This is a genomic window from Eximiradius proteiniborus (assembly GCF_058546985.1).
Genome location: NZ_CM178592.1, coordinates 1,926,963 through 1,940,020, shown reverse-complemented (window position 1 = coordinate 1,940,020; position 13,058 = coordinate 1,926,963). Strand labels below are relative to the sequence as shown.

At 38.4% G+C, this 13,058-nt stretch carries 6 protein-coding genes; 4 read left to right on the top strand and 2 right to left on the bottom strand.

The annotated features are described in order from the left end of the window. The first annotated feature begins 13 nt into the window (after positions 1 to 13). Positions 14 to 1,945 (top strand): ATP-binding protein, encoded by a 1,932-nt coding sequence (locus ACY2LT_RS08000; protein ID WP_491815013.1) that lies wholly within the window; start codon positions 14 to 16, stop codon positions 1,943 to 1,945. 95 nt (positions 1,946 to 2,040) lie between these two features. On the opposite strand, the gene ACY2LT_RS07995 is transcribed toward ACY2LT_RS08000, so the two are convergent. Next, a complete protein-coding gene (locus ACY2LT_RS07995) occupies positions 2,041 to 3,354 on the bottom strand; it encodes a Clp protease N-terminal domain-containing protein (protein ID WP_491815012.1) in 1,314 nt (437 codons plus the stop codon). 151 nt (positions 3,355 to 3,505) lie between these two features. Here ACY2LT_RS07995 and sucB point away from each other — a divergent pair, with 151 nt between their 5' ends. Continuing rightward, the gene (gene sucB / locus ACY2LT_RS07990) at positions 3,506 to 5,224 is read left to right on the top strand and encodes a 2-oxoglutarate dehydrogenase, E2 component, dihydrolipoamide succinyltransferase (RefSeq protein ID WP_491815011.1); all 1,719 of its coding nucleotides are present in this window, start codon (positions 3,506 to 3,508) and stop codon (positions 5,222 to 5,224) included. 71 nt (positions 5,225 to 5,295) lie between these two features. Here the strand turns inward: sucB and ACY2LT_RS07985 are convergent, their stop codons facing one another. Continuing rightward, positions 5,296 to 6,582: a Glu/Leu/Phe/Val family dehydrogenase gene (locus ACY2LT_RS07985; RefSeq protein ID WP_491815010.1), complete on the bottom strand. Its 1,287-nt coding sequence runs from the start codon at positions 6,580 to 6,582 to the stop codon at positions 5,296 to 5,298. Between the two features lie 368 nt (positions 6,583 to 6,950). On the opposite strand from ACY2LT_RS07985, the gene ACY2LT_RS07980 reads away from it, so the two are divergent. Both ACY2LT_RS07980 and ACY2LT_RS07975 read left to right on the top strand, forming a co-directional pair. Beyond that, positions 6,951 to 7,571 carry a TorF family putative porin gene (locus ACY2LT_RS07980; RefSeq protein ID WP_491815009.1) on the top strand — a complete coding sequence of 207 codons (621 nt, stop codon included), beginning with the start codon at positions 6,951 to 6,953 and terminating at the stop codon, positions 7,569 to 7,571. A gap of 155 nt (positions 7,572 to 7,726) precedes the next feature. Then, on the top strand, positions 7,727 to 12,865 hold the full coding sequence (locus tag ACY2LT_RS07975) for a PAS domain S-box protein (protein WP_491815007.1): 5,139 nt from the start codon (positions 7,727 to 7,729) through the stop codon (positions 12,863 to 12,865). The last annotated feature ends 193 nt before the right edge of the window (positions 12,866 to 13,058 follow it).

The following is a 13,058-nucleotide window of genomic DNA, read 5'->3' as shown; positions in this document are numbered from 1 at the left end:
ATTACGACTTGAAATGAAAAAGAAGAAAGAGTCTATTGTTTGGTACTTTGCAATAATTTTAGTTGCGATAATCGGAATATTTGCAGTATATAAATTATTAAAATACGAGGATAGTAAGCTTCGGCAAAATCATCTTACAAATGCCTTATTCATCTCTAAGATAATACAAAATGGCGACCAATTTTTACTTTCCGGAACAAAGGACGATATAAATAATCCTTATTACAGACAAATCAAATCGCGTGCTTACGAAATTTTCAAGATAAACAAAAAATACCGATATATTTACGGATTCAACAGGAACGAAGAAGGTCAGATTTATTTTTATTTCGATTGCGGAAACAATCTTAAACTACGCAAAAAAGAGGCAACCCCGGGCGACATCTATAAAGATGCCCCGGAAGGTTTCTTTGCTGTGTTAGATGAGCAAAGACCAGTAGTGGTTGGACCATACAGCGATGAGTGGGGAACATTTGTTAGTGCGGTGGTGCCAATTGTAAATCCCAATACAGGCGAAATTGACGGAGCAATTGGAGTTGATATAGACGCAAGCACTTGGTATTTTGATGTAATCAGCAGCAGTGCATTGCCAATAGCGGTCGTATTTATTTTCGTTATTGTGTTCCTTTACAGAAACATGAAAAATCAGGCAAAAATCACCAATTTAATTAAAGAAAACGAGGAAAAATACCGGCGTTTAGCTAATAATATAAATGATGTAGTAATTACAATAAACTTAGATAAACAAATTACATACGTAAGTCCTTCGGTTTTTAAATCATTTGGCTTTACAATCAGCGAGTATAAAAGCAAATCATTTAGTAATTTATTCACTGAATATTCTTGTCAGAAAATAGAGAAAGCGTTCGAAGAGTTGATGAAAGAGCGAAACGGAAAGAACAGATTTATTGAAGTGGAGCATTTCAAGGCTGATGGTGAAAAGATATGGGTTTCGCTCAATATTTCATTGCTGTATGATGAGGATAAAGAGGTTATAGGTTTTATTGGCACAATCCGCGATATTCACAGCAGAAAAATTGCGGAGCAACAACTTCAGGAAATCAACAAAAATCTTGAACAAATAATCAAAGAACGGACAAAAGAACTGAATGATACATTGCAGCAGCTCGAAGAATCTAATTATGAACTCAAAATGCTGAACGAAAATTTATCGAATGAATCGAAAAAATTGGTTGAATTGAATGAAAAATTAATGGACTCAGAGCAAAAATTACGATATGCAAATGAAACCAAAGATATGTTCTTTTCAATAATTGCACATGATTTGAGAAATCCGTTTGTTACTTTAATCAACAATGCAGAGCTTCTGGATAGATTCTACGAAAAAATGAGTGATAGTGAACGAAAAAAAGCTATTCACAACTTGAAGAATGCTTCTAAAAACACTTATCACCTGCTGGACAACCTGCTTGTTTGGTCTCGTTCGCAGATGGGCACAATTGAATTTGCCCCGTACGAATTTAATCTGAAAAATTTACTTTTAGAAGTAAAGTTGATTTCACAGCCGCAGGCAACTGCAAAGAACATAGAAATTGATATTGAAGTGCCAGACGACGTAATGGTGTTTGCCGACGAAAATATGCTTGGGACTGTTTATCGGAATCTTGTAACGAATGCGATAAAATTCACGCATCGTGGCGGACGGGTGCTTTTGGGAAGCAAGCCAGCAAAGAAATCGCAGATATGCTTGTTTGTGAAAGACACAGGCATTGGAATAGATGAGGACAATTTACCGAAACTATTCAGTTTAGATAAAAAGATTTCGCGTCCCGGAACGGAAGGCGAAATGAGCACAGGGCTTGGGCTTATTGTTTGCAAGGAATTCATAAACAAGCACGGTGGAGAAATCTGGGCTGAAAGTGAAATTGGCAAAGGAACAACTTTCTATTTCACCCTTCCAATACAAGATATTTCAAAGAATTAGAGGATATAGGAAGTTATTTTGTAGAGATGCAATTTCTTGCATCTCTACAAAACTTCGGCAAATTTAATTGAGACGCTCATAATGCGTCTTTTCTTTTATACGTTTAGTTCACGAAGAAGGGCTTGGCGTTCAATTTCTAACTGACGGATTTTTCTATCAATATTATCGAGTTCCTCTGGCAAAGAATCAATTTCCAGACGCAGCTTGCTTGCAGCTTCGTCGATAAGGTCAATTGCTTTGTCGGGCAAGAATCTATCGGTGATGTAGCGGTTCGATAGTTCTGCAGCAGCAACAATTGCTCCGTCTGTAATACGAACTCCGTGGTGAACTTCGTATTTTTCTTTCAATCCGCGCAAAATAGAGATAGTATCCTCGACATCTGGTTCATCGACGAACACTTTCTGGAAACGGCGTTCCAAAGCAGCGTCTTTTTCAATGTATTTTTGATATTCATCCAAAGTAGTAGCACCAATGCAGTGCAATTCGCCACGCGCAAGCGCTGGCTTTAAAATATTCGCTGCGTCCATACTTCCGCCGGAAGTTGCTCCTGCACCAATCAAAGTGTGTAATTCATCGATAAACAGTATAATTTCGCCTTCGCTTGCTGTTACCTCGCGAATAACGGCTTTGAGACGCTCCTCGAATTGTCCACGGAAGCTTGTTCCTGCAATCAAAGCACCCATATCAAGGGCTACAATTTGCTTTGTTTTCAGGTTTTCAGGGACGTCTCCGGCAACGATACGCTGAGCAATTCCCTCGACAATAGCTGTTTTGCCAACGCCGGGGTCGCCAATCAGCACTGGATTATTTTTTGTGCGACGCGAGAGCACCTGCAGAACGCGCCGTATTTCGTCCTCGCGCCCGATAACGGGGTCGAGCTTGCCTTTCATTGCCTCTTCGTTAAGCAGTCGTCCGTATCGCTTCAGGGCTTGATACTTGTCTTCCGGGTTTTGGTCGGTAACACGCTGGTTGCCACGCACTTCGCGAAGCACTTTAAGCACATTTTCTCTTGAAACGCCTTGCTGATTCAGCAGACTACCGAGTTCGTTCTTTTGCTCGGACAAAGCAATCAGAATATGCTCTGTGCTTACGTATTCGTCTTTCAATTCATTTGCGACTTTGAAGGCAATATCGAAAGTTTGATTAAGTTGCGGAGAAACATACTGGTTGCTACCTGTCGCACCGCTTACTTTTGGGGTTTTATCCAGCAATTCAGTAATTTTTACTTTCAGAAAAGTGAGATTAACACCCAGCTTTGCAAGAATATCGGGAATAATTCCGCTTGCATCCTGCACCATTGCAGCAAACAGATGAATTGGCTCGATTGCTTGATTGCCATTGCTTTCGGCAATTTCGCGAGCCGCCTGAACAGCTTCCTGCGCCTTTAAAGTTAATTTTTGTAAATTCATATATACCTCCTATTATTTTTCTATATAGACGAAAAGAATTATGAAAAAATTTAAATTTTTTATTTTGCTCAAATTAATTATGTGTTTGTTTCGTCAAAAATCATAATTAGTTACAATTAAACAAATTCTCAAATAATTCAAGGATCATAAAATGAAAGTTGATGTTGTAATGCCAAAGATGGGCGAATCGCTCCAAGAAGGCACAATTATTCGTTGGTTCAAGAAAGTTGGCGACGCTATTGAAAGGGATGAAATGATTTTAGAAATTTCTACTGATAAAGTTGATACCGAAGTTCCTGCACCGGTCGGCGGTGTGCTTGCCGAAGTGGTTGTCCCCGAAGGAACAACTGTTGAAGTCGGAACTGTGATAGCACGGATAGAAACAGAAGGTTCAGCAATTCCGGAACAAGTTGCCGAAGCAAAGCCTGCGGCTGAGACGCCTGCACCGGCTTCCCCTGCACCAGCACCTGCACCTGCGTCGGGACAAACTGCAAGTGGCAATCTTGTTGATGTTGTAATGCCAAAGATGGGCGAATCGCTCCAGGAAGGCACAATTATTCGTTGGTTCAAGAAAGTAGGCGATGCAATTGAACGGGATGAAATGATTTTAGAAATTTCTACTGATAAAGTTGATACCGAAGTTCCTGCACCGGTCGGCGGTGTGCTTGCCGAAGTGGTTGTCCCCGAAGGAACAACTGTTGAAGTCGGAACTGTGATAGCTCGAATAGCAACGAGCGGAGCAGTAATTCCAAGTGCCACAGTAGCTAAAGCTCCGGAACCGAAACCAGAGCAAACTCCTGTTGTTCAGCAAACTGTTTCGCAGCCAACAACAAGCGTTCCGTCAGTTGAGGCAAAAACTTTTGAAATACCGGCTCGCTACGGTGAAAAGTTCTTTTCGCCGCTTGTTCGTGAGATCGCCAAGCAAAACAAAGTATCGCTCGAAGAATTGCTTACTATCAAAGGTACTGGTAGCGAAGGCAGAATTACCAAAGACGATTTACTGAAATATATAGAAAACAGAGGCAAAGCTCCGGCAGCACCGCAAACGGCGCCGTCTGTTGCAGTACAGCCGAAAGCACCAGCTACGCCAGCTGTTCGCGAAACTGTTACCATTACAGAAAGCAAGCAACCAGCAAAACCGATTGTCTATAATGATGCTGATGTAGAAATTATCCCAATGGATCGTGTTCGTCAGCTTATAGCAGAGCATATGGTGCATTCGAAGCATACTTCGGCACACGTAACAAGTGTAGGCGAAGCAGATGTAACCGGAATTGTTCGTTTCCGTGAGAAATTTAAGCAGGAATTCGAAAAGCGTGAAGGTATAAAACTTACATACACTCCTTTCTTTGCACTCGCGGCAATAGAAGCCACAAAGAAATTCCCAATGGTGAATGTTTCGGTAGATGGGAAAAATATTATTCGACACAAGCGAATTAATTTGAGTTTTGCAACAGCACTCGACGACGGAAATTTGATTGTTCCGGTAATCAAAAATGCCGAAGGTTTGAATTTAACAGGGCTTCAGAAAGCGATAACTGATTTATCAACCCGGGCTCGTACCAAAAAACTACTTCCTAATGAAATAGAAGGCGGAACCATAACAATAACAAATGTCGGCACTTTCGGAACATTATTCGGAACGCCCGTGATAAATCAGCCGCAAGTAGCAATAATGGGAATTGGTGCTATTAAGAAGCGTCCGGTTGTGAAAGAATTCGACGGAGAGCACTTAATAGTAGTAAGAGATATGGCTTATGTTTCGATAACATACGACCATCGGGTAATTGACGGGATGCTTGCAGGTATGTGGCTTGCCGAAGCAATCAGAATACTCGAAAACATGAATGAAGATACAATTTTGCTATAAATCATTACAATAAAAAAAGAAAACCTGCGAAGTAGTGAGCTTCGCAGGTTTTTTATTAAAAGACTAATCTATTATACCCAGCCACGGAGTTTGCAAGCTTCAGCAACGCGAGAAATTGCAATCATATAAGCAGCATCACGCATATAAATGTTGCGAGTGCGAGCAAGATTAGAAACAGCGTGGTAAGCTTCGGTCATCTTGCGGTCTAATTTTTCAAGAACTTCTTCTTTGGACCAGAAGTAGTTCATATTGCATTGAACTTGTTCGAAATATGAGCAAGTAACGCCACCAGCGTTAGCCAAGAAGTCTGGGATAACCCAAATATTACGTTCTTTAATAATTGCGTCTGCTTCAGGAGTAGTAGGACCGTTAGCACCTTCTGCAATAATTTTAACAGATTTAGCCATCTTAGGAGCAGTAGTAGCATTGATTTGGTTTTCGATTGCAGCTGGGACTAAAATATCAACTTCTTGTTCAATCCAAGCTTCGCCTGGAAGAATTTCGTAGCCGAGTTCGCGAGCTTTGTTTACGTCGATTTCACCGAAGCGGTCAGTAATAGAAATCAATTCATCGAATTTAATACCGCTTGCTTTTTTGTAAGTGAATGATTTTTGTTCGTGATGGTTCCAGCAGGAAACGCAGATAGCAGTGCCACCGAGTTCAGTATAGAGTTTCAATGCGTATTGGCTAACATTGCCGAACCCCTGGAAAGCAGCTGTAGTTTTTGTAATATCTATATTCATTTCTTTCAATGCTTCACGAACAGTGTAGATAACGCCAAATCCAGTAGCTTCTGTTCTGCCGAGCGAACCACCAGCACCGAGAGGTTTGCCAGTGATAAAGCCAGGAGCTTTGATGCCAGTAATTTTTTCGTATTCATCGAGCATCCAAATCATATGCTGACCAGTAGTCATCACGTCAGGAGCAGGAACATCCTGGAGTGGACCAACAAGTGGAGCAACCGCACGCACCCAACCGCGGCAAATTTGCTCTTGTTCTCTCATTGATAAATTGTGTGGGTCGCAGATAACGCCACCTTTTCCACCACCGAGAGGAATATCTACAACAGCTGTTTTCCAAGTCATCCACATAGCAAGAGCGCGGACTGTATCAATTGTTTCGTGTGGATGGAAGCGAATTCCGCCTTTTGCTGGTCCGCGAGCATCGTTGTGCTGGCAACGGAAACCACGGAACACTTTGTAAGAACCATCATCCATACGAACAGGGATATTGAAATGAATTTCGCGGTTAGAATTTCTTAACAAATCACGAGTTGCTTGATCTAAACCTAATTTTTCTGCAACTTGGTCAAATTGTTGCTGAGCCATTTGAAACGGATTGAATGAACCAGTAGCCATAAATTCCTCACAATTTTTTAAAATAATCGGGTAATCCCGTTTATTAATTATAAATTAACAAATTTGTTTATTATAGTAACGCAATTTATGTAAATTTTCGATATGAAAAAACAAAATTTGAGTTATTATTGAGAAACATTATTTTTATTGCTGTATAATGTTACTGTAATTATACAATTTTTTTAAAGCAACTAAAAAATCGAAGAATATTAACAAATCTTAACGGAATTATTAGTCAAAATTAATTTGAATTTTTATTAATATTTCATATTTTCCAATATTGTTAATCAGGAAGATTTTAATTGTATTCAACTTAACTAAATTAAAAAAAATCGTTGTCTTTTTGTGTTAAAAAATTTGAGGTATTCATGAAACTTATTCACAAACTAATTGCTTTTAGTTTCTTTTGGGCAATTATTATTTTTTCTACCACAATAATTAAAGCCCAGGAAGAAGAATCAACAGGTTTAGAATTTACTTATGGTGCTGATTTAGTTAGTCGTTATATCTGGCGTGGTGGAGAACTCGCTGGTAAGAACAACCTACAGTTTCAACCAGCAGTTAATTTAACTTATTCTACTGAAAATGCTGGCTCTTTTAGCTTTGGGATTTGGTCGTCGTTTGGACTAAAAAAGAACTATATTGAAACTGACTTTTCTTTGTCTTACAACATTTCAACTGATTTTGGCGAATTTGGAATTGCCTTTGCAGATTATCATTTCCCATATACCAAGAAGAAGTTTTTTGATTTTAAGGGCGACGGAGAAGGCTCGCACACTATAGAAGCGGCGTTTTCGTATGTGCCGACGCAGGAATTCCCAATAAAGCTATTGCTTGCAAATAATCTGTGGAATGATATTCCAAATGATAATTCATTATACATCGAGGCAAGCTATCCGTTTGAGTTGCTCACTCTATCTTTCAATGCTTTTGTCGGGACAGCGAAAGGAAAAAGTTTTTATTATGGAGTGAATACGGATAAATTTTAATTAACAAACGCAGGTATTTCGGTTTCCCGAGCAGTTAATTTTACAGAGGACTTTGCTTTGCAATTTGGACTGGACGAAATTTATAATCAACATTTAAAGAAAAACTATATAGTTTTCAAAATTTCATATTTTAAATAATCATCTGGCAAAAAGCTATGGGTGAATTCATAAAAAAAATCTCGTTAAAAAACATCAGTATTTTGGCGGGAATAGCAACAATAATTGAGTTGTTATTGTTGCTTTTTTCTACAAGTCATACTGCCAGAATAATATCCTCGAACATAGCTACAATTGGTGGCAGTATTTTTGCAATATTTATGATATTGTTTGCTTTAAAAGCATCAGCAAAGAAATTTGATCATTACAGGTTCTGGCTTTTGCTTGTTTTTGCTTTTCTTTTCAATTTAGCAGGGGAAGCAATTTATAATTATCTTGAAATTATTTCTCACCAAACGCCTTTTCCATCCATAGCAGATCCTTTTTATTTAGCTTTTTACCCGATAATACTTATTGCAATGTTTCTTTTTCCATCGGGCAAACATAGCACACATCGAAAATACATTATTATTATTGAAATGCTTGTAGTACTGCTTTCATCACTAATGATTTTTACTGAATTCTTGTTTGGTCCGATACTTAATAATAATGAAAGCCTTTTGGAAAAAGTATTATCAATATTTTATCCGGCAGGAGATTTTCTTGTTCTATGGGCAGTAATTTACATACTTTTCAGCAAAATCAGCAAAGATGATACTAGGATAATATTTCTTCTTGCACTTGGTTTATTGATGTTTGTTTTTGCTGATATTATTTATTCGTTTCTCAATGCAGATAATCTATACTATACTGGACACATATCGGATATTACATATTTTATTGCATATGTATTTTGTGGACTTTCAGCTGTCGCTTTTGTTGAAAACACGCAAAAAGAAGCCTCAGATGAAAAGGCAACAGAAAACATTCAATGGATGGCATATAGTCCTTACATTTTTCTATTAATATCGATTTTTGCTTTCTATTATGTAGCCCGAAAAGAAACATACTTAAATCCTGATATTATAGGAACTTCAATAATTGCGATTGTTGTATTAATATTGCTTCGTCAGATATTATTTTTCCAGGAATTCAAGAAATTAAATATTGAATTAATAGAAAGCGAAAAGAAATACAAATTGATAACTGAAAATTCAACAGATTTAATTTATGTTTATAGTTTTGTGCCTGAACCTCATTTTGAGTATTTATCACCATCGTGTAAGTTGCTAACAGGATATGAACCAGAAGAGGTTTACAGAGAACCAGATTTTTACTTGAAATTAGCAGCTGACAAGGAAAACATCAAGTATTTTGCCTCAGTCTTAAAAAATCAATACCTGCCATCGAAAATAGAAGAGAGATGGAGAAAAAAAGACGGCTCTATAATCTGGGTTGAACAGCTAATTAGCAGGAATTTTGATGAGAAAGGGAACCTGATTTCTTTTCAAGCAACTGTGCGAGATATTACTGAACGGAAGCAAGCAGAAGCGCTTATCAAAGAAAGCGAAGAAAGATTTCGCTCTATTGCTGAAAACTCTACCGATGTGATTGCCCTAACAGATAATCAGGGCATTATTACTTATATTTCACCTGCCTCCAAAGCAGTTTTTGGATATGAGCCAAATGAAATGATTGGGAAAAAATTCACTAATTTTCTTGATACTTCATCTATTCCTCTGGCTCTTGGTGAATTCCGTGCAGCAATAGAATTTCTTGGCAGGACGAAAAACCTCGAATTGCTGATGAAGCGAAAGGATGGTTCTACATTTTATGGTGAGCTTAATGGTGTAGTATATCAAACCTGTTCATTTTTTGGAACACTTGTTACAATACGCGATATTTCTGAACGAAAAGAAACCGAACAGGAAGTTCAGAATAGCCGGGCAATGTATAAATCTGTATTCGAAGCAACTGGAACAGCCACAATAATAGTAGATGAGCACGGTACAATTCTTGAAGCAAATTTACAATGTCTTCAAGATACTGGATATTGCCCCGAAGAACTTGTCGGCACAAAATGGACTAATTATGTGGCAAAAGAATCGCTTGATTTGATGCTAAAATATCATACACTTCGTCGGATCGACCCAAAATTGGTTCCTAACAAATATGAGGTGAAATTAATCAACAAAAAAGGTGAAGTTCGAGACGTACTGCTTTTTGCAAATGTTATTCCAAACACAAAACACAGTGTCGTCTCGATGCTTGATTTAACTGAACGTAAGCGATTAGAGCAATCGCTTCGCAAAAGCGAGCAACAGTATCGCCTGATAATGGAAAATGTTAGCGAGATGATATTTCTTGCAAGAGACGGCAAAATAATAATGGCTAATCCAAAAGTCCTTGATTTCCTCGGTTACTCGATGGAACATATACAAAATACTCCTTTTATTGAATTTATTCATCCGGACGACAGACAAATGGTGTTGGAACGCCATATTAAACGCTTAAACAGACTTATCGATGAAAAAGAGACATATGAGTTTAGAATTGTGCGAAGCAATGGAGAAATTAGAAATGTAGAGATAAATGTTTCGCTTGTTGAATGGGACGAAAAACCGACTACAATTAATTTTCTAAGAGATATTACCGAAAGGAAACGCATTGAGGAGGAACTGAGAGAAAGCGAACGCCGCCTGCAAACATTGATGAACAACCTGCCGGGTATGGTTTACCGATGCAAAAACGACAGGAACTGGACGATGGAATTTGTGAGCGATGGGTGCGAGGAACTTTGCGGATATAAACCAGAGGAACTATTGAATAATAATGTAATTAGCTTCAATGATTTGATTAATACTGAAGATAGAGACTGGATTTGGGAAGGTTGGCAAGACAAACTAAGCAGAAAAGAAAAAATGACTCTCGAATATCAAATCACTTGTAAAGATGGCACAAAAAAATGGGTTTGGGAACAAGGACAAGGAGTATTTAATGAAAATGGTGAGCTTGAAGCTCTCGAAGGATATATTATAGATATTACAGAAAGAAAACGCATTGAAGAAGAACTAAGAGAAAGCAAAAAATATTTGACCGCTATTTTCAATTCTATTACTGATGCAATATTTGTCGATGACGCGGACACAGGAGAAATAATTGACGTCAACAAAGCAACTTGCGAAATATATGGCTATTCTTACGAAGAGCTTCTTAAAACTCCTATAGGAAATCTAAGTCTCGGTGAACCACCTTATTCGCAGGAAGACGCAATTAGATGGCTTACCAAAACACGGCAAGAAGGTCCACAAACATTCGAATGGATAGCAAAGAGGAAAGATGGCAGTCTATTCTGGGTAGAGGTAAGTTCTCATTACATTTCAGTTGGTGATAAAAACCATTTTGTCGTATCTGTTCGTGATATTACTCGACGCAAAAAAATTGAGGAAGAGCTGAGAGTATCTTATGAAAGGTTCGACCTTGCTATAAAAGGAACAAACGATGGTATTTGGGACTGGGACATAGTTGCAAACAAACATTATCGCTCGCCGAGATGGAAAGCTATGCTGGGCTACGCTGAAAATGAGTTACCGGACGATGAGGAGACATTCCATAATTTGATTTACGAAGGCGATTTGCCACGAGTTACCAAGCATTTGAATGATTATTTGGAGGGACGGACAAAAGATTACGAAATTGAGTTCAGAATGAAGCATAAAGACGGTTCTTTGAGGTGGGTTTTAGCACGTGGAGTAGCGATTCGGGACGCCAACAACAAAGCTATTCGTATGGCTGGGTCGCATACTGATATTACTCAACGCAAGCAAGCCGAACAAGAACTATTGATGGCAAAAGAAACATATGAAAGTATTTTCAATTCAGTTGCAGAGGCGATATATATTCAGGATGAAAACGGTACATTTATAGAAGTGAATTTGGGCGCGCAATTAATGTATGGTTACTCTCGAAATGAGCTAATTGGAAAAGGTCCTGCTGATGTTTCGGCGCCGGGTATGAACGATTTAGAAAAGGTTCAAAGAATTTTCGAACAAGTGCAAAAAGATGGAGTTTCGAGAAGCTTTGAATTCTGGGGCGTACGGAAAAATGGAGAAATATTCCCTAAAGATGTTTCAATGAACAAAGGGAAATATTTCGGCAAAGACTGCATAATTGCCATTGCCCGCGATATTTCCGAACGCAAGCAAGCCGAAAAACTACTTCAAGACACCAAAAACACATATATGAGTATTTACAACTCTGTTTCCGAAGCTATATATGTTATTGATGAAAACGGTAATTTCGTGGACGTGAACCTTGGCGCCGAAAAAATGTATGGATATACAAGAGAAGAGCTCTTAGGCAAAAACTATTTTGAGGTGTCGGCTCCCGGAATGAATGATTTGGAACTTATACAGAAAATCGGGTTAGAAGTGCTCACAACCGGAGAACCAAAACACATAGAATTCTGGGGAATTCGCAAAAACGGTGAAATATTTCCAAAAGAAATTTCAATCAACAAAGGGAAGTATTTCGGCAAGGACAGAATAATCGTTTCTGCCCGCGACATATCCGAACGCAAACGCGCGGAACAAGAGCTTATCCGAACAAACGCAGAACTCGAAAGAGCCAACAGCGAGAAAGACAAGTTCTTTTCGATTATTTCGCACGATTTGCGTTCACCGTTTAATTCATTTTTGTCGATTACGAAAATTCTATCTGAGCAGTTCAACAAAATAAAGATGTCGGAAGTTCAGCAATATGCAAAAGATTTAAATAGTTCGGCAGAGAACTTATTTAAGTTGCTCGAAAACCTTCTTTCGTGGTCGCGTCTGAAGCGAGGTGTAATTAATTTCAAGCCAGAGGAGCTATACTTAAAAGAAGTAGTTGATATTTGCGCCTATATGCTAAAAGGACCAATTGAACAAAAAGAACAAGAATTGAGTATAGACATTCCCGACAATATTTTTGTTTATGCAGATAGACCGATGTTAGATACTGTAGTGCGAAATTTACTTTCGAATGCGTCGAAATTCACTCCGCGTGGGGGCTCAATATGCATAAGTGCAAAGACCGACTGCAATAATGCTATAGTATCAATAAAAGACAACGGGATTGGCATACCAGAGGATTTAGTTGATAAACTATTCGATATAGGAGTAAAAACTTCACGCAAAGGAACAGAAGACGAACCAAGCAGCGGGCTGGGGCTAATCTTATGCAAAGAGTTTGTCGAGAAAAACGGCGGCAATCTCTGGTTGGAAAGCATCGAAGGCGAAGGCACTACATTTTACTTTACCGTTCCGCTGATTAAAATATAAAACATTTTATCGTCGGGGAACAGCAACGAATTGCGTCTCAATAGTTCACGTGCGAACATCTTGGTTGAGACGCAATTTTTTATTCCATAACTATTCATATCAATTGCATTTTTTGATGCTCGGAGCATCTCTAAACTATAATAATTGATAAAAAATTCGCTTAATTTATTATTTTTGATTTTTTTGTAGTTGT

Coding starts and splice junctions, on each gene's coding strand:
- ACY2LT_RS07985 (WP_491815010.1), bottom strand. CDS start 6,582: ATGGCTACTGGTTCATTCAATCCGTTTCAAATGGCTCAGCAACAATTT.
- sucB (WP_491815011.1), top strand. CDS start 3,506: ATGAAAGTTGATGTTGTAATGCCAAAGATGGGCGAATCGCTCCAAGAA.
- ACY2LT_RS07995 (WP_491815012.1), bottom strand. CDS start 3,354: ATGAATTTACAAAAATTAACTTTAAAGGCGCAGGAAGCTGTTCAGGCG.
- ACY2LT_RS07980 (WP_491815009.1), top strand. CDS start 6,951: ATGAAACTTATTCACAAACTAATTGCTTTTAGTTTCTTTTGGGCAATT.
- ACY2LT_RS08000 (WP_491815013.1), top strand. CDS start 14: ATGAAAAAGAAGAAAGAGTCTATTGTTTGGTACTTTGCAATAATTTTA.
- ACY2LT_RS07975 (WP_491815007.1), top strand. CDS start 7,727: ATGGGTGAATTCATAAAAAAAATCTCGTTAAAAAACATCAGTATTTTG.